At 64.4% G+C, this 17,272-nt stretch carries 14 protein-coding genes and 1 tRNA gene; 2 read left to right on the forward strand and 13 right to left on the reverse strand.

Features of this window, described 5'->3' with window-relative positions; genetic code table 11:
• Positions 1-95: 95 nt before the first annotated feature.
• The 9 genes from dapD to rpmH all read right to left on the reverse strand — a co-directional run bounded on the left by dapD (position 96) and on the right by rpmH (position 7,789).
• Positions 96-941, reverse strand: a complete 846-nt coding sequence (gene dapD, locus ACNJX9_RS03825; RefSeq protein WP_439407850.1) for a 2,3,4,5-tetrahydropyridine-2,6-dicarboxylate N-succinyltransferase — start codon at positions 939-941, stop codon at positions 96-98.
• Between the two features lie 232 nt (positions 942-1,173).
• Entirely contained in the window at positions 1,174-1,863 is a 690-nt protein-coding gene (locus ACNJX9_RS03830; RefSeq protein WP_439407851.1) for a pyrimidine 5'-nucleotidase, read from the reverse strand.
• Between the two features lie 112 nt (positions 1,864-1,975).
• Entirely contained in the window at positions 1,976-2,959 is a 984-nt protein-coding gene (locus ACNJX9_RS03835; RefSeq protein ID WP_439410005.1) for a DUF1036 domain-containing protein, read from the reverse strand.
• A 194-nt stretch (positions 2,960-3,153) separates the two neighbouring features.
• On the reverse strand, positions 3,154-4,041 hold the full coding sequence (gene argB / locus ACNJX9_RS03840) for an acetylglutamate kinase (protein WP_057748412.1): 888 nt from the start codon (positions 4,039-4,041) through the stop codon (positions 3,154-3,156).
• Positions 4,042-4,208: 167 nt separating this feature from the next.
• The gene (locus ACNJX9_RS03845; RefSeq protein ID WP_439407852.1) at positions 4,209-4,568 is read right to left on the reverse strand and encodes a DUF423 domain-containing protein; all 360 of its coding nucleotides are present in this window, start codon (positions 4,566-4,568) and stop codon (positions 4,209-4,211) included.
• Positions 4,568-5,221 carry a ribosome biogenesis GTP-binding protein YihA/YsxC gene (yihA, locus tag ACNJX9_RS03850; RefSeq protein WP_057748416.1) on the reverse strand — a complete coding sequence of 218 codons (654 nt, stop codon included), beginning with the start codon at positions 5,219-5,221 and terminating at the stop codon, positions 4,568-4,570. The genes ACNJX9_RS03845 and yihA overlap by 1 nt, the downstream gene beginning before the upstream one ends.
• Before the next feature lie 109 nt (positions 5,222-5,330).
• On the reverse strand, positions 5,331-7,184 hold the full coding sequence (gene yidC / locus ACNJX9_RS03855; RefSeq protein ID WP_057748419.1) for a membrane protein insertase YidC: 1,854 nt from the start codon (positions 7,182-7,184) through the stop codon (positions 5,331-5,333).
• A gap of 16 nt (positions 7,185-7,200) precedes the next feature.
• Complete coding sequence (gene rnpA / locus ACNJX9_RS03860; RefSeq protein WP_057748422.1) at positions 7,201-7,626, reverse strand: ribonuclease P protein component; 426 nt, start codon at positions 7,624-7,626, stop codon at positions 7,201-7,203.
• A gap of 28 nt (positions 7,627-7,654) precedes the next feature.
• Complete coding sequence (gene rpmH / locus ACNJX9_RS03865) at positions 7,655-7,789, reverse strand: 50S ribosomal protein L34 (RefSeq protein ID WP_008542748.1); 135 nt, start codon at positions 7,787-7,789, stop codon at positions 7,655-7,657.
• 382 nt (positions 7,790-8,171) lie between these two features.
• Here rpmH and ACNJX9_RS03870 point away from each other — a divergent pair, with 382 nt between their 5' ends.
• On the forward strand, positions 8,172-9,710 hold the full coding sequence (locus tag ACNJX9_RS03870) for a sensor histidine kinase (RefSeq protein ID WP_439407853.1): 1,539 nt from the start codon (positions 8,172-8,174) through the stop codon (positions 9,708-9,710).
• A 294-nt stretch (positions 9,711-10,004) separates the two neighbouring features.
• Positions 10,005-10,081, forward strand: a tRNA-Arg gene (locus tag ACNJX9_RS03875).
• Between the two features lie 29 nt (positions 10,082-10,110).
• Here the strand turns inward: ACNJX9_RS03875 and ACNJX9_RS03880 are convergent.
• The 4 genes from ACNJX9_RS03880 to ACNJX9_RS03895 form a co-directional block, all read right to left on the reverse strand.
• The gene (locus ACNJX9_RS03880; protein WP_439407854.1) at positions 10,111-10,479 is read right to left on the reverse strand and encodes a hypothetical protein; all 369 of its coding nucleotides are present in this window, start codon (positions 10,477-10,479) and stop codon (positions 10,111-10,113) included.
• A 50-nt stretch (positions 10,480-10,529) separates the two neighbouring features.
• Positions 10,530-15,353 carry an NAD-glutamate dehydrogenase gene (locus ACNJX9_RS03885; RefSeq protein ID WP_439407855.1) on the reverse strand — a complete coding sequence of 1,608 codons (4,824 nt, stop codon included), beginning with the start codon at positions 15,351-15,353 and terminating at the stop codon, positions 10,530-10,532.
• Between the two features lie 312 nt (positions 15,354-15,665).
• Positions 15,666-15,950: a GYD domain-containing protein gene (locus tag ACNJX9_RS03890; RefSeq protein WP_057748431.1), complete on the reverse strand. Its 285-nt coding sequence runs from the start codon at positions 15,948-15,950 to the stop codon at positions 15,666-15,668.
• A 265-nt stretch (positions 15,951-16,215) separates the two neighbouring features.
• Entirely contained in the window at positions 16,216-17,151 is a 936-nt protein-coding gene (locus tag ACNJX9_RS03895) for a diguanylate cyclase domain-containing protein (RefSeq protein ID WP_439407856.1), read from the reverse strand.
• Between the last annotated feature and the right edge of the window lie 121 nt (positions 17,152-17,272).

The following is a 17,272-nucleotide window of genomic DNA, read 5'->3' on the forward strand; positions in this document are numbered from 1 at the left end:
TCTCGAAGACCACTTCCAGTCTTCGCCCGACTAAGCCCTGTGGCTATGGGTCCCGGCCTTCGCCGGGACGACGATGTTGAGGCAGTGTGCGCCGATCAGTCCCGCAGCAGCTCGTTGATGCTGGTCTTCGAGCGCGTGCGCTCGTCGACGCGCTTGACGATCACGGCGCAGGCGGTGCTCGGGCCGATCTGGCCGTTCTTCATCGGCTTGCCGGGCAGGGCGCCGGGCACCACGACAGCATATTCCGGCACCTCGCCCATGAAGACCTCACCGGTCTCGCGGTCGACGATCTTGGTCGAGGCGCCCAGGAACACGCCCATCGACAGCACCGCGCCCTTGCGCACGATCACGCCCTCGGCGACCTCGCTGCGCGCGCCGATGAAGCAATCGTCCTCGATGATCACGGGCTCGGCCTGCAGCGGCTCGAGCACGCCGCCGATGCCGGCGCCGCCGGAGATGTGCACGCGCTTGCCGATCTGCGCGCAGGAGCCGACGGTGGCCCAGGTGTCGACCATGGTGCTCTCATCGACGTAAGCGCCGAGATTGACGAAGGACGGCATCAGCACGACGTTCCTGGCGATGAAGGCCGAGCGGCGCACCACGGCGCCCGGCACCGCGCGAAAACCGGCGTCGCGAAAACGGTTCGGGCCCCAGCCTTCGAACTTCGAGGGCACCTTGTCCCACCAGTTGGCCTGGCCCGGGCCGCCGGCAATGACGTCCATGTCATTGAGACGGAACGACAGCAGCACGGCCTTCTTCAGCCACTGATTGACCTTCCACTTGCCGTCGGCCCCGCGCTCGGCCACGCGCGCCTCGCCCTTGTCCAGGGTCTCCAGCGCCTGGTTCACGGCCTCGCGGACTTCGCCCTTCGTCGAGGTCGAGATGCTGTCACGCGCCTCGAAAGCGCTGTTGATGGTGGATTCCAGGGCGGACAGGGACATCGGGATTTCCTCTTGGGAGCGGGGAATTTGATGGATTGGGGCGCTTTTTCGGGATTTGGAAAGGTCAAGTCAAGCGCACAATCGTGGTTGCTGGGCTTGTCTTGGCCGTCCTCCCCGGTCATTCCGGGGCGATGCGAAGCATCGAACCCGGAATCTCGAGATTCCCCGGTGCGCAATTGCGCACCTGAGGTTCGCCCTTCGGGCGCCCCGGAATGACGGGGCCGCTACGTCTTCACCGCGACAACCCCGCCAAAAACCCCGCCAGGTCCTCCGTGACGTGGTCGACATGGGCCGCATCGCGGCCCTCCAGCTCCCAATCCTCGCGCACCACGTCCTTGGTGCCGTCAGGCACCACCAGCACCGTGGTCATGCCGAGCTGGTGCGGAACGGTGAGGTTGCGGGCGAGATCCTCGAACATGGCGGCCTTGGTTGCGTCGACCGCGTGCAGATCGAGGAATTTCCGATAGGTCTGCGCCGCCGGCTTGGGCTCGAATTCAGCGGCGATGATGTCGAACACGCCGTCGAAATGCGAGCTGAGGCCCAGTCGCGCCAGCACCGCATCGACATGATCGACCGAGCCGTTGGTCAGGATCAGCTTGCGTCCCGGCAGCTTTGCGATGGCCGCGCCCAGCGCCGGATTCGGCTCCAGCGGCGAATGGTCGATCTTGTGCACGTAGGCGAGATAGTCGTCGGCGCGCACGCCATGCAGGGTCATCATGCCGCGCATGGTGGTGCCGAAGCGCCGGTAATAGTCCTTCTGGATGTTGCGCGCTTCCGCGGGCGTCACGTTCAGCCAGTTGCAGACGAACTCGCCGATCCTGGCATCGACCTGCTGCCACAGATTGACGTGGTGCGGGTAGAGCGTGTTGTCGAGATCGAACACCCAGGTGTCGATATGGGCGAAGGCGCGGGGTTGGGTCATCTCAATGCTCTGTCTGCTAAGCGCAATCGCTGCTCCACGCTCCGCTGTCGTCCCGGCCCCCGCGCACAATTGCGCACCAGGCCGGGACGACACCGTATTTGCGGCCAACCCATCACGGCAACGCAAAGCGCAGCGTCTTGCCGCCACTGCTCATGTCCACCACGCCAAACCCCGTCGCCATGAATCCGTGCGCACCGCAATCGGTCTGCTCATTGGTCTCGAACTTGGTCTCGCGGGTGCAGAGCTGCTTGCCGCCGCCCCAGTTCAGTGGCTTGTCCTTCAGCCTGATGGCGCGGTTGTCGCTGTCCACGGCTTCCGCGAAGCTGAAGATCTGCTTGGGCTGGCCGGACAAGTCAGGATGCAGGCAGGTCTTGGGATCGATGCGATACCAGCCGCGGCTGGTGACGGACTTGCCGTCATCGGTCGCGATTGCCGCCATGACCTTGTGCGGCGTGTCGTTGCACCAGGTGAGACCGCTAGTGGACGTCTGCGCCGCATCGACCAGGGTCTTGAAGAAGCCTGGCGAAGAGACTGCGTCGGACGACAGTCCGCGGCTCTTCAGGAACGCGGCGAGCGCTCCTTGCGTCTTCGGCCCGTCGACGCCGTCGATGGCGCCGATGTCGTAGCCTGCGATCACCAGGAGCCGCTGGATGCCGGCCAGTCGCGCCTGCTCGTCGTCATATTCGGAATCCTCGGCCAGATAGGCGACGAGATTGCCGTCGTCGGCCTGCGTCGGCGTCACTTGCGTGAACGCCGCCTGGGTCTGGCCGCTGCGGCATTGCCGCGCGGCGGCGATGACGAAATTCTCCTGCGCCACGCACAGCAAGTCGTGGCCGTTCTGCGGGATCGGCGAGGCGCCGTAGACGCCGAGCGCGCGGGCGTGAAGCAGGATGCGGTCGGCGGTGAGCGTGCCCTGCACCACGACGCGGCAGGTGGCGGGATCGATCCTGAACCAGCCGCGCGTCGCGGTCGCCGCCTTGTCGTCGATGCCGATCGCGGCCTCGACCACGTAGGACATGCGGTTGCAGATCTTCAGGTCGGCGAAAGCAGGCGCGGAGGAGAAGAAGAGCGAGATGGCCGCGGCCGGCAGCGTCATCAGGAAACGGGTGAGGGCCGAGCGGCGATGTTTCACCTTCGTCATTCCGGGATGGTCCGAAGGACCAGACCCGGAATCTCGAGATTCCGGGTTCGCCCTGCGGGCGCCCCGGAATGAATGTCCGAGGCGAGAGCTCTGGATGCCCAAGGCGAGCCCGGGCATGCCGGCCTTTTTCCGCTGGTCGCGTTCGTCCATCACTTGTGGATCAGCGTTCCCGTGCCCTGGTTGGTGAACAGCTCGAGCAGCACCGCGTGCTGCATCTTGCCGTCGATGATGACGACGCCCTCGACGCCCTGCTCCAGCGCGTAGATGCAGGTCTCGACCTTCGGGATCATGCCGCCGGAAATGGTGCCGTCGGCGATCAGCTTTCGCGCGTCCTTCACCGAGAGCTGGGGGATCAGCTTCTTCGATTTGTCGAGCACGCCGGGCACGTCGGTAAGCAGCAACAGGCGTTTGGCCTTCAGCGCGCCCGCCACGGCACCGGCAAAGGTGTCCGCGTTGATGTTCAGCGTCTGGCCCTCCTTGGAGGTCGCGAGCGGCGCCAGCACCGGGATCAGCTCGTAGCCGATCAGCTGGTTGAGCAGCGTCAGATCGACCTTCTCGGGATCGCCGACGAAGCCGAGATCGATTGCCTTTTCGATGTTCGAGTCCGGATCGATGATGGTGCGCGTCGTCTTCGACGCCTTCACCATGTTGCCGTCCTTGCCGGAGAGACCCACGGCCTTGCCGCCGGCCTCGTTGATGTAGCCCACGATCTGCTTGTTGACCGAGCCGGCCAGCACCATCTCGACGATCTCGATGGTGGCGGCGTCGGTGATGCGCAGGCCGGCTGCGAATTCCGAGACGATGCCGAGGCGCTTGAGCATGGTCGCGATCTGCGGGCCGCCGCCATGCACCACCACCGGATTGATCGCGGTCTGCTCGAGCAGCACGATGTCGCGGGCAAAATTCTTCGCGGTCTCCTCGTCGCCCATGGCGTGGCCGCCATATTTGATGACGATGGTTTCTTCGTCGTACTGCTGCATGTGCGGCAGCGCTTCGGACAGGATGCGGGCCTGGTCGAGCGGGGAGATGTCGGTCATGTCACGGATCTCGCTGGCGGGACTAACGCGGGTTCGCGTTCTATCTGATTGGCGGGCGAGGCGCAAAGCGTTGCTGATGTGTAGCCCGGATGGAGCGCAGCGTAATCCGGGAGCGGTGTTCGCGGTAAGAACCCCGGATTTCGCTTGCGCTCCATCCGGGCTACGGATCAGCGTTTCCCCACCACCGCTGCAAGCGTCACCGCCAGCCAGCTCAAGATCATCAGCGTTCCACCTGACGGCGCTGCCATCGGAAACAGCGAATGCCCCGCATATTGCCGCAGGGTGAGGTCGCCCGCGAACAGCATAGCGCCGATCACGAAGCCGAATGCGGCGATCAGGCCAATTCCGCCGTGCAGAAGGCCGCGCGCGAGCAAGGTGACCGCCGCCAATATGGCAGTTGCATGAAACAGCAGCATGGCGCTGGCGGAGGCAAGCCGGCTGGCATCCGCGCCGTGGGCGGCGGCCGCGGCCAGCGCCACGCCGGCGGCGCCCATCAGACCGGCGAGGGCGAGCAGCAGGCGGAGCATCACGCGCTCCGCTCTTCGAGCAGCTTGGCCATCGCGGCACGCAATTCAGCCATGCCGGTCGATGAGCGCGACGAGGTCGCGATCACGTTCGGAAACGCGGCCGGATGTTTTGCCAATGCAGCTTCCGTCTCGGCGATGCGCGCCTGCAGCTCGGAGGCCTTCACTTGATCGGCTTTGGTCAGCACGACCTGATAGCTGACGGCGGAGCGGTCGAGCGTCCCCAGCACGTCGAGGTCGACATCCTTCAGCCCGTGCCGCGCATCGATCAGCACATAGACGCGCGCGAGCGAGGCCCGCCCCAGCAGGAATGTGTGGATCAGCTCGGTCCAGGACGCGACCTGGCTCTTGGGCGCCTTGGCATAGCCATAGCCGGGCATGTCGACGAGGCGCAGGTCGGTCTTGCCGGGGACCTCGAAGAAGATCAGCTCCTGGGTGCGGCCCGGCGTGTGCGAAGTGCGCGCCAGCGCGTTACGCCCCGTGAGTGCGTTGATCAGGCTCGATTTGCCGACATTGGAGCGCCCGGCAAAGGCGATCTCCGGCCCCGCCATCGGCGGCAGCGTCTGGATCGAGGGGGAGGCCCAGATGAATTGCCAGTCGCGGGCGAACAGCTTTCGCCCGGCCTCGATCAGCTTCGCATCTTTGTCGTCGGTCATGCGAAGCTCGCTGTTTCCTTACGTCATTGCGAGCGAAGCGAAGCAATCCAGGAATGTATCCGCGGAGGGATTCTGGATTGCTTCGTCGCTTCGCTCCTCGCAATGACGATCACGTCGCCTTCTTCGCGAACGTCGCCTTGAGATTATCGAACAGCTCCACCTTCACGCCGTTGCGGCGCATGATGAAGCTCTGCTGGATCACCGAGAGCGTGTTGTTCCAGGCCCAGTAGATCACGAGGCCCGCCGGGAAACCCGCCAGCATGAAAGTGAAGATCAGCGGCATCCAGTTGAAGATGATCTGCTGCGTCGGATCCGGCGGCGTCGGGTTCAGCTTCATCTGGAACCACATCGTGATGCCCATGATGATCGGCCAGATGCCGAGTGCCAGATAGTGGCCGAACACCGGGATGGTGGTCGGGTCGAACGGGATCAGCCCGAACAGGTTGAAGAGGTTGGTCGGATCGGGTGCGGAGAGGTCCTTGATCCAGCCGTAGAACGGCGCGTGCCGCATTTCGATGGTGACGAACAGCACCTTGTAGAGCGAGAAGAACACCGGGATCTGGATCACCACGGGAAGACAGCCGGCGACCGGATTGATCTTCTCCTTGCGGTAGATCTCCATCATCTCCTGCTGCTGCTTCACCTTGTCGTCGGGATAGCGCTCCTTCAGCGCCTGAAGCTGCGGCTGGATCGACTTCATCTTCGCCATCGAGGCGTAGGACTTGTTCGCCAGCGGGAAGAACAGGAGCTTCACGATCACGGTCACGAGCAGGATCGAGATGCCGAAATTGCCGAAGAAGCGGTAGAAGAAGTCGAGGCCGAGGAACATCGGCTTGGTGATGAAGTAGAACCAGCCCCAGTCGATCAGGAGATCGAACTTGTTGAGGCCGAGCGCCTTGTTGTAGCCGCCGAGGCCGGCGAACGGGAAATTGATGCCGACCACGCCGGCTTCCTTGGCGCCCGCGAACAGCCGCGCATTTGCGGTCGCGGTGCCGCCGATCGCGACGGTAACAGGGTCGAGCAGATAGTCGGTCTGGTAGGTATGGACGTTGCCGACGAGGTTCGAGGAGAACTTGGCCTGAAGCTGCGCACTGGTGTCGGGCAGCAGCGCCGAGGCCCAGTATTTGTCGGTGATGCCGAGCCAGCCATTGGTGGCCTTGAAGTCGACCTTCTTGGCTTCGTCGATCTTCTTGTAGGCGTACTCCTGCAGGCCGTGCTCGCCGAGATAGCCGATCAGGCCTTCATGCAGGATGTAATAGCCCGACACCTGCGGCGTGCCGTGGCGCGAGATCAGCGCGAACGGATAGAGCGTAACGGGCGCGTTGCCGACATTGCTCACCTCGTCCTTGATGGTGAAGAGATAGTGGTCGTCGACCGAGATGGTGCGGCGGAAGCTGAGGCCATCGCCATTATCCCACTTCAGCACGACAGGCGTGGTCGGCGTCAGGCTGCCGCTGCCGTCCTGCTGCCAGACGGTCTGGGCATCGGGCATTTTCGACGTCACACCCGTGGCCGCCACCCAGCCGAACTCGGCGTAATAGGGCTCCGCGGTGCCCGAGGGCGAATAAAGAATGATCGGCGGCGATTTCGGATCGACCGTCTCGCGATATTGCACCAGCGCCAGATCGTCGATGCGGCCGCCCTTCAGCGAGATGCTGCCGACGAGCCGCGGCGTCTCGACCTTCACGCGCGGGCTCGATGCAATCGCGGTGTCGCGGGCGACGACCGGCTGGGCCGGCTGGTTCGCCCCTGGTGTGGTGGTCGGTGTCGTCGAGCCCGCCTGCGGCGTGGCGCCCGGTGTCGCCGAGGCCGTCGGCTGCGGATTGCCCTTCTGCAGCTCGGCCTGGGCCTGCTGCTGGGCGCGCTGCTTCTCCATCGCCGGCACGTTGTAGAAGTACTGCCAGGCGATCAGCACCAGGCCGGACAGAATGACGGCGAGGATGGTATTGCGATTGTCGGTCATCACTATGGTCTCGTCATCAATCCGGTTTGCGGCTGGCGGCTGGGCCGGGCCTTGGATTTGGCCGGCGTCCCTTGTCAGATCCGTTGTCAGATCCTTTGGCCGTATGCCGCGCGGGCTTCGTGATCGCTATGCGCAGATCGTCGAGCATGGTCGTGAAGTCGCGCGAGAGCGCGCCCCTGCGGCCGACCAGCACGTAATCATGATGGGGTTGCATCGATACCGGGTCGAGCCGCTTCACCAATTCGCGAAGTCGGCGCCGGATGCGATTGCGTTCGGGAGCGTTGCCGTTCTTTTTGGTAACGGTGAAGCCGATCCTGACAGGACCGAGGTCGTCGCGACCAAGGCTTCGTCGGTCAAGGCTTTGCAAGACGAACGCGGGACTGTTCACCCGCGCGCCATTGGCAACGGCGAGGAAATCCGCTCGCTGCCTCAGCCGATCCATAATGAAATCCCGGTAAAGGGGGTCCGGCTCAGGCGCTCAGACGCTTGCGGCCGCGGGCGCGGCGGGCGGCGAGAACCTTGCGGCCGCCGGCAGTGGCGAGACGAGCACGGAAACCGTGACGGCGCTTGCGCACCAGTTTGCTGGGTTGATAAGTCCGCTTCACGGGTTTTTCTCCGCTGACCGGGCAATTTGCCTGTAGAATTGATGATAAAGTCCGTAAAGATGCGGCCCAAAACGGGCCGTTTCCGGCCCCAGAAGAGCCGCTCCCGGTGTCGCACCGGGTCATCGCGGACAATTTGCGCGGCTTATAAGGGAGCGTCTTGTTTTCGTCAACGCCGCAGGACCGCGCAGTTCCGGTGAATATCGCTGTTTCCTTCCTGTTTCCTTCCTGTTTCCCTTGGGGTTTTTAACCCTTGAGGTGGCGGATAGCGATATCAGCGCCTACATCCCACCTTGGCAGATTAGCGATCTGTAATTTGACCGCCCCGGGGGGCGGTCGCATCCTCCATTGCCAAGCTCTCGGAAGGCCAGCAGGGGCGAACTTCGTGGAAGCGACGGACCTTCAGCAGCCGGCCCAGAATCCGGATCAAAGCCCGGATCGAGATCTGGATCGGCCAGAGGACCAGCCGGGTTCGCCGGCGACGCGGTCCCGTGGCCCGGGCGGGCTTGGGCTCTCGGGCAAGCTGCTGCTGCTGACCGTCCCCCTGGTCATGATCGCAGCCGTGCTGCTTTACGTCCCCGCGATCGCCAACTTCTGGGTCAACCGCCTCAACGACCGCGTTGCGGCGGCCAACACGGCGGCACTGGTGCTCGACGCGGCGCCCCTTGGCATGGTGCCGGACTCGCTGTCGCGGGAAATCCTCAAAAGCATCAATGCGCGCGCCGTCGCGATCAAGATGGGCCAGCAGCGCCGGCTGCTTGCCAGCGACAATCTGCCGTCCGCGATCGAGCATGACGTCGATTTGCGCGACATGACCGTGTGGGAGGCGATCACCGGCTCGTTCCAGATGATGCTTGAGACCGGCAACCAGCCGATCCGCATCGTCGGTCCCGGTGTCGGCAATGCCCAGTTCGTCGAGATCGTGACCGACGAATTGCCGCTGCGGCAGTCGATGTACCGCTTCTCCCGCAACGTCGTGGTGGTCGCGCTGATCATCGGTGTCTTGACCGCGGGTCTCGTCTATCTCGCCCTGCACTATCTCTTCGTGCGGCCGATGCGGCGGCTGACCGCGAGCCTGGTCGGCTTCCACGAGAATCCGGAAAGCTCGGCCCGGATCATCGTGCCGAGCCAGCGCAGCGACGAGATCGGCGTCGCCGAGCGCGAATTGTCCGACATGCAGCGCGACCTGATGTCGATGCTGCATCAGAAGAGCCGGCTCGCCGCGCTCGGTCTTGCCGTCTCCAAGATCAACCATGATCTGCGCAACCTGCTGGCTTCGGCGCAGCTCTTGTCGGATCAACTCGCCAGCGTGCCCGATCCCCGGGTGCAGCGCTTCGCGCCGAAGCTGGTGCGCTCGCTCGAACGCGCCATCGCGTTCTGCCAGTCGACGCTATCCTATGGCCGCGCCCAGGAGGCCGCGCCAGACCGCCGCATGTTGCTGGTCGAGCCCGTCGTGCTCGAGGTGCGCGAGACCGCCGGCCTTGCCAATGACGCCACGATCGCCTGGGTCGCCGCGATCGAGCGCGGCCTTTCGGTCGATGCCGATCCCGACCAGCTGTTTCGCGTGCTGCTCAACCTCGTGCGCAACGCCGCCCAGGCGCTGGAGAGCCATGCCTCCGGCGACGGCGGCCCGCAGCAGATCCGGATCACCGGCAAACGCGAAGGCGCCGTCGCCATCCTGGAGGTGTCCGATACCGGCCCCGGCGTACCCCAGAAGACCCGGGAGCACCTGTTCGAAGCCTTCCAGACCTCCGGCCGCCCCGGCGGCAGCGGGCTGGGCCTCGCCATCGCCGCCGAGCTCGTACGTGCCCATGGCGGCGACATCCACCTCGTCGAAGGCACCATCGGCGCCACCTTCCGGATCGTCATCCCCGACCGCCCGGTGGAACTCCTCTCCATCCGCAGCGAGCGGCAGCGGGCGTAGGTCGGCCAGCGGCGACAGCTTTCCGTCATTCCGGGCGGCACAAGTTGATCGTCCGTCATTCCGGGGCGGCGTGCAGCGCCGAACCCGGAATCCAGAGGTTTTGGCGCGAGATTCCGGGTTCTCGCGTCGCGAGCCCCGGAATGACGCTGGAGAGACCGTCATTTCCCTGCAAAATCTCCCCCTCCCAGACCTTGCCAACGCCGGCAAGAGCGGTTAGTCAAAGCGCTCTTTCGCACCCCCTCCGGCGCTGTCCGGAGGCTGCGTGCGGGCTTGGCCCGCACATCAGCGAAAAACGCGCCCGTAGCTCAGCTGGATAGAGCATCAGACTACGAATCTGAGGGTCGGACGTTCGAATCGTTCCGGGCGCGCCATTTTCGGCCATGCGTTGCGAGGCCCTCTCCTAGCGTTGACCACGGCTCCGGTTCGGAATTCTTGCCGCGACGTTCGGCCGGTTTGTCTCGAGCCAGGCCACGGCTTCGGGTCCGTTGACGACGCACTCGAATGTTTCCCAGGCCGGGTCCTCGATCTTGTCGGGTTGCAGTCGCTTCGCCGCATATTCAACGAGATCATGCAGGCCTTCGTATCCGCGTCGGCGCTCGAGGGAGTCGACAATCGCCGTGCTGGCCCAGCCTCGTTGGGCCAAATCGACAATGCTCGGAACGTCAGCCTCGCTGAACCAGGGCGTAGCATCGAATTCGAGGCAGCGGATGTTGTCGGCGGTATGGCAAGTCGCGTGGATCATCGGGTTCCTCCATTCGCTGGCTGACAACCATTCCCCTGACATTGCATTCCAGATTCGCTCGTGCAGCCGTGCGCCCGTCAGCCTTTGACCAGGTCGCTCAGCAAGTTGGCCGCCACCATCAGCTTGGCAAGCGTCAGGCCACCAGCGGCAATCTCCTCGACCGCTCGGCGGATGCGCGTGGCTTCAGGATGAGCCACAAGCCACGTCTCGGCAGCCTGCTGACCGGATTGGCCGATGGTCAGCATGTCTGCGGCCAGTCGTCTTTCGGCGGCTGCGATCAGGTCGACGGCACGGTCGATGGCGAGGCGTTCGAAATGGTCGCTTGCCGGCACGTTGCGCGCAGCGGCGGTGATGCGGTCGAGACGGAAATTGGCCTCGGCGGCAAAGAACGTCGCTGCGGCATCGCCGATGCTGCGACCGGTACGCTCGGCGACGGTCACGATATCAGGCGCCGAGTGCAGGGCATCGAGGTCGGCAAGATCTCCGGCGAGTCCGCTCGGGACGCCGGCATCGGTCAGCTCCTGCCGGCGCTTGGCTCGCGCGGCCTGCATGTCCGGCGGCAGGGCGTCGTCGAGCGAGGCTGCAACGTCGCGGACGGCAGGGCCAAACCGGGCGATGATTGCGCTCAGCCCATCCTTGAAATCGACGTTGCGCACATACCAGACCATGCGGGAGAGCAGCAGATCCTGGATCGCCGCGTAGAGGCTGAGCTGCAACTGCCCGTCGATGAGGGTGTCGAGCGCGTCGATCCCGTCGTTGAGCCGCCTGAGCTCGTAGATCGCGTCCACCGCAACCTGCGCCATGACGATGGTCGAGACATCGGCGTCGGTTTCATCGGTCAGGCGCACGATGCAGGCCGGGCCGCCGCGATTGATCACGGCATTGACGAGACTGGTCGCGATGATCTCGCGTCGCAGCCGATGGAGCTCGACCGCGGTCGGGAATTTATCGAGAACTTCGCGCGGAAAATACAGGGACAGTCTGCGGGCGAGATAGGGATCATCAGGCACGCCCGTGACGAGCAGGTCCTCGTAGAGCGTCAGCTTGGCGTAGGCGAGCAGCACTGCAAGCTCGGGCCGTGTCAGGGCCTGGCCGCGCCGCGTGCGCTCAGCGATCGCGGCGTCGTCGGGCAGGAATTCGACGGCACGGCTGAGCAGGCCGCGCTGCTCGAGCGACTGCATCAGGCGGGTGAGGAAGCCGGTCTCAGCCATGCCCTTGCGTTCGGCGAGCGAGAGCGCCAGCGTCTGCAGATAGTTGTTGCGCAGCACCAGCGTGCCGACCTCGTCGGTCATTGCGGCAAGCAGGTTGTTGCGATCGGCGAAGCTGAGGCGTCCCTCGCGTTCGGGCCGTGCCAGCGCGATCTTGATATTGACCTCGACGTCGGACGTGTTCACGCCGGCCGAATTGTCGATGGCGTCGGTGTTGAGCTTGACGCCCTTCTGCGCCGCTTCGATGCGGCCGCGCTGGGTGACGCCGAGATTGGCACCTTCGCCGATGACCTTGGCGCGAACCTCGGTCCCGGTGATGCGGATCGGATCGTTGGCGCGGTCGCCGGCCTGATCGTCGCTTTCCGTCGACGCGCGGATGTAGGTGCCGATGCCGCCGAACCACAAGAGGTCGGCGCGCGCCTTCAGGATCGCCGTCATCACCTCGAAGGGCGTTGCCTGCTCCTTGTCGAGATCGAGCAGGCTGCGCACTTCCGGTGCGAGCGGGATCGCCTTGAGCGAGCGCGAGAACACGCCACCTCCTTCCGAGATCAGCGATTTGTCGTAGTCCTGCCAGCTCGATCGCGGCAGGTCGAACAGGCGCTTGCGCTCAGCGAAGCTGGTCGCAGGGTCGGGGGATGGATCGATGAAGATGTCGCGGTGATCGAACGCCGCAACGAGCTTCGTCGCCGGCGAGAGCAGCATGCCGTTGCCGAAGACGTCGCCGGACATGTCGCCGACGCCGACCACGGTGAACGGCATGGTCTGGATGTCGGTGCCGAGCTCGCGGAAGTGGCGCTTGACCGCCTCCCAGGCACCGCGCGCCGTGATCCCCATCTTCTTGTGGTCGTAGCCCTGGCTTCCGCCGGAGGCGAAGGCATCGCCGAGCCAATGGTTGTTCTCGGCCGAGATCGCATTGGCGACGTCGGAGAAGGTGGCGGTGCCCTTGTCGGCGGCGACGACCAGATAGGGATCGTCGCCGTCGTGCCGCACGGTCAGGTCGGGCGGCACCACGATGTCGCCGTCAAGATTGTCGGTGAGTTCGAGCAGCGAGCGCACGAAGATGCGATAGGCTTCGGTGCCCTCCGCGAGCCACGCCTCGCGATCGGAGGGCGGCGGCAGGCGCTTGGGCACGAAGCCGCCCTTGGCGCCGACCGGCACGATCACGGCGTTCTTGACTTGCTGCGCTTTCACGAGGCCGAGGATCTCTGTACGGAAATCCTGCGGCCGATCGGACCAGCGCAAGCCACCGCGCGCAACCTTGCCGAAGCGCAGGTGAATGCCTTCGACGCGCGGTGAATAGACGAAGATCTCGTAGAGCGGTCGCGGCGCCGGCAAATCGTCGATCTTGCGCGCGTCGAACTTGAAGGAGATCACCGGGCGCGGATGTCCATCCGGGCCGAGCTGCCACAAATTGGTGCGGATGGTCGATTGCACCAGATTGGTGAAACGGCGCAGGATGCGGTCTTCATCGAGCGAGGCGACGGATTTGAGCTGCTCCTCGATCTCGGCAACGAGAGTTATCTCGCGCGCCGAACGCTCGCGATCGGTCAGGACAAGGCGCGGATCAAGGCGCGTCTGGAACAGGGCGACGAGGTTCGCCGTGATCGCGGCGTTCTTGCGCGCCGTCTCCCACATGTAATCCTGGGTGAACGGCGTGCGGATCTGGTGCAGATAACGCGACAGCGCCCGGATAGACGAGACTTCCCGCCAGCCGAGCGCAGTGCGCAGGATCAGGGCATTGTATCCGTCGGATTCGGCGCGGTCGGTGACAACAGCCATGATCGAGGCCTCCAGGCGATGGCTGAAGTCCCGGCTGATCTCGATCGGCTGGCCGTCGCTGGTCTCAATCGTCATGTCGTGCAGCCAGACCGGCTCGGGCCTGTTGCCGGGCACGATCTGATAGGTGCGTTCGTTGACCACGCGCAGGCCGTGATTTTCGATCACGGGCACGCGGTAGGACAGCGATAGAGGCGCGGCATCCGAAAACACCCTGAGGCCGAAGCGCCTGGGATCGTCCTTCTCGAAGCGGTGAACCGAAATCGTCACCGGGCGGGCTGGTGTGAGCTTCTCGATAGTGGCGATATCGGCGACGGCCTGTTCGGCCGTGGAAGCCTCGGCATAGCCGCCGCTGAAGGCCTGAGCGTAGCGATTTGCGAGCATGCGCGCCCGCATGCCGTCGGTCGACGCAGCCAGCGCCGCCTTCAGCTTGTCGGCCCAGGTCGCGGCGATGGCGCTGATCCCGGCTTCAAGCGTGGCGCGCTCGACGGCGGGAGTCTTACCTTCATAGCGTCCGATGATGAATTGGACTCGCGCCAGCGCGCCTTCCGGGAACGAGACGTAGGAAGCGGACAGGGTCCCCTTGTAGGCCTGCGCCAGGAAGGCTCCGACACGCGTACGGACGTCGGTGTCGTATTTGTCGCGCGGAATGAAGGTGAGGATGGAGACGAAGCGATCGAACTTGTCGACCCGCGCCAGCGCCCGGACGCGCGGACGCTCATAGAGAATCAGGATCTCCATGACGAAATTGAAGAGGGTATCGACGTCGATCTGGAAAAGTTCGTCGCGTGGGTATTCCTCGAGAATATGCTGGAGAGCTTTGCCCGAATGGCTGTTCGGGTCGAAGCCGGCGCGCTGGAGCACCCGCGATACCTTGTGGCGAACATAGGGGATCTGTCGTGCCGAGCGCGTATAGGCACCCGAGGTGAACAGACCGACGACTCGCAATTCACCCTCGAGCCGGCCGTCGGGCGTATAGAGCTTGATGCCGACGTAATCCATCCGGATGCGGCGATGAACGCGGCTGCTCACATTGGCCTTGATGACAATGAGCAGGGTCGGCTCGCGCATGAACTCGCGAATCTCCGACGTCATCACCACCATTTCGCTGCCGCGGCGCAGGACCTTTACGTCGGGATCGCGGAGGATACCGAGGCCCTCGCCGGTCGTGATGTCGTCCGACGCATCCTGCCCCGGCAGGAAGCGATATTCGCGCACGCCGAGAAAGGTGAAATTGTCCGCGCACAGCCATTGCAGGAACTGGTTGGCTTCGGCGACCTCGTCGATCGGCAGCGGCGGCGGATTGGACGAGAACGTCTTGACCGCGTCCTCGACGCGGTCGCGCATGGCGCGCCAGTCCGCGACGCAGGCGCGCACGTCGCCGAGCGTCCTGGTCAGGCCGTCAATCAGCCTCTCGCGGTCCGCGTCGGCGTCCAGGCGGGTGATGTGGAGATGAATCAGGCTCTCTCGCGCGCCCTTTGCCCCTTCCGGCAGTGCCTCGCCGTAGAAGCGCAGGAGCTTGCCCTGCTCATCGCGCTCCACCGCGATGATGGGGTGAGCGACGAGGGTGACTTCGATGCCCTGCTCGGTGAGCTCCGCCATGGTGGAATCGAACAGGAAGGGCATGTTGTCGTTGAGGATTTCGAGCACTGAGATCTCGCGCCCGTCCGGCATCAGCGGATTGACGACGCGGATATCGGCACGCCCCGCCGTGCGCCGCTGCACATGCTCCCAGGCCTGCTCCGCCAGGAAGGCAAGCGAGGAGGCATCGTGACTGGCGAGATCCTCGACATTGGTGAAGGCGAACAAAAGCTCGGCAAAGCTTCGCGGGGCCTTTCCCGGCTGCACGCTTCCTGCCGCCTCGCGGATCAGAGTTGCCCGGGCCTTGTCGTCTCGCCACGCCATCGCGTCCTCCATCTCCCACCGACGATCCGCAATGACGGTCGGGCATTGTGTTCTTGGAGTGCGCCTCTTCGAGCGCATCTTTCTTGACCGTGTTTCAATCGCCTCGGCGAAATCTTCGGTCTTGCGGCTTCGATGATATTAGCATTCCGCAGCCGTCATGGCGCGCGGAGTTGTGGGGCGCGCTTTGGGGCGGAACCGGTGCCGACGACCATCGTGCCGTTGGGTGCCCTGCAAAATGACGAGGAATCTCAAGTGTGTCAAAGTAGCTTGAACGGCCGGGCCGTTTCGGCTGCCCGGCCGTCGCCTCCGTGAGCCAGCAAGCGCTCAGCCCGCTGCGTTCTTGATCGCGGTTTCGAAGCTCTTTGCGTCGAAGGCCGGCATACTTTGGATCCGCCCCAGCCCTTGGGTCGAGTACCAGACGGAGAACGCGAGCACCGCTTCCGCATTCGGGGCATCAATGACGTCGACGAAATCGTAGTAGCCCTGCGTGTAGTGGATCGACTCGATCTTGATACCGAGATTGTCGAGCCTTGCCTTGGCCTTGCCGATCCGTTCCGATTGCCTGCTCGCCCACTCCGGGCTCAGATTGCCAAGCAGTACATATTTCATTGGCCACCTCCACGTCATGTTGATCATCGCGCGCGAAGGAACCTGACAACTATACGCCTTCCCGCGCCCCGCGTACATGCCGTTCCGTGGCAAAGGCGGCATGGGAGCCGGGCCTGGGAGGAGATTGCCCGATGACCCCTGGTGCAAATTCGAACACTAGCCCTGCCATTGGCGACCGGACCGTGTCCCGGGCCACAACATCATAGCGCAACAGCGAGCACGCAGTGCCCATCTTCATCGGCCGTGGGCGCCATTTCAACCTGCGCTAAGCCGCCAGGCCCCGCTTCTCGTCCCCGATCAGGTGGACCCGGTTACGGCCGGCGGCCTTGGCGTCATAGAGCGCGATGTCAGCTTCGGCGAACAGTTCGCCGATCGGCCGGCGGTGCGGGCGGCCGATCAGGGCAGCTCCGATCGAGGCGCCGACTTGGAGGCGAAGACCGTTCCAGAACAGCGGGCGGCTCAGCATCATCACGGTCTTTTGCAATACGCCTGCGATCCGCGCAGGGTCCTTCGGGGCGCGCAGGATGATCGCGAATTCATCGCCACCGAGCCGGCCGACCAGGCCGGCATTGTGGAAGGCCCGCCGCAAACGCTGCGCGACCTCGCACAGGCATGCGTCTCCGGCCAGATGGCCGAATGTATCGTTGAGCTGCTTGAAGCCATCGAGGTCGATCAAGACCAGCGCCGAGGCGAATCCGTGATTCAGGCTGTCGTTGACCACCTCGCGATAGCGGGCCTGAAAAACCGAACGATTGGCGAGCCCGGTCAGCGGATCGGTTTCGGCTTGCTGCCGCAGGCTCTCGAGAGCCTGCCGGTCGGAGGTGACGTCCTGCTTGGAGCCGAAGATCCGCACCGGCCGGCCGCCCTCGTGTACCGCGTTGATCGAGAGGCGCATCCAGCGCCGTTCGCCGCGCCAGGTTCGGATCTCGGTATCGAGCGTCACAGGCAAGCCGCTCCGGATCACTTCGGCTCGCGCGAGCTCCATGTGGCGCCTGGATTCGTCGATGTAGAGGTCAACGATGTCCGCGCGCCGCAGCGGGTTGCTCTCGGGATAGCCGAAGATGTCGTAGACGCCCTGGGTCCAGCTCAGGCGCTCGGTCTCGAGCAGGCATTCCCACGCGCCGATGCGCGCGGCATTCAGGGCCTGATCATAGAGTCGTACGCGAACCTCGTCCGGCAAGGTCGCATGGTCTTCTGTCATCGACGGTCCGGCAGCGTAAACGCGATTTTGCCCAAAGACTTAAGGAAGTGCTCAAAGGCTAGGGCGTCTGCGTTAACGAATTCTGTATGTCGATGGGAGCAGGCCAAGGGAGCAGGCCAAG

The sequence above is a fragment of the Bradyrhizobium sp. BLXBL-03 genome (assembly GCF_051853015.1).
GTDB lineage: Bacteria > Pseudomonadota > Alphaproteobacteria > Rhizobiales > Xanthobacteraceae > Bradyrhizobium > Bradyrhizobium manausense.

Coding starts and splice junctions, on each gene's coding strand:
- dapD (WP_439407850.1), bottom strand. CDS start 941: ATGTCCCTGTCCGCCCTGGAATCCACCATCAACAGCGCTTTCGAGGCG.
- ACNJX9_RS03830 (WP_439407851.1), bottom strand. CDS start 1,863: ATGACCCAACCCCGCGCCTTCGCCCATATCGACACCTGGGTGTTCGAT.
- ACNJX9_RS03835 (WP_439410005.1), bottom strand. CDS start 2,959: ATGACGCTGCCGGCCGCGGCCATCTCGCTCTTCTTCTCCTCCGCGCCT.
- argB (WP_057748412.1), bottom strand. CDS start 4,041: ATGACCGACATCTCCCCGCTCGACCAGGCCCGCATCCTGTCCGAAGCG.
- ACNJX9_RS03845 (WP_439407852.1), bottom strand. CDS start 4,568: ATGCTCCGCCTGCTGCTCGCCCTCGCCGGTCTGATGGGCGCCGCCGGC.
- yihA (WP_057748416.1), bottom strand. CDS start 5,221: ATGACCGACGACAAAGATGCGAAGCTGATCGAGGCCGGGCGAAAGCTG.
- yidC (WP_057748419.1), bottom strand. CDS start 7,184: ATGACCGACAATCGCAATACCATCCTCGCCGTCATTCTGTCCGGCCTG.
- rnpA (WP_057748422.1), bottom strand. CDS start 7,626: ATGGATCGGCTGAGGCAGCGAGCGGATTTCCTCGCCGTTGCCAATGGC.
- ACNJX9_RS03885 (WP_439407855.1), bottom strand. CDS start 15,353: ATGGAGGACGCGATGGCGTGGCGAGACGACAAGGCCCGGGCAACTCTG.
- ACNJX9_RS03890 (WP_057748431.1), bottom strand. CDS start 15,950: ATGAAATATGTACTGCTTGGCAATCTGAGCCCGGAGTGGGCGAGCAGG.
- ACNJX9_RS03895 (WP_439407856.1), bottom strand. CDS start 17,151: ATGACAGAAGACCATGCGACCTTGCCGGACGAGGTTCGCGTACGACTC.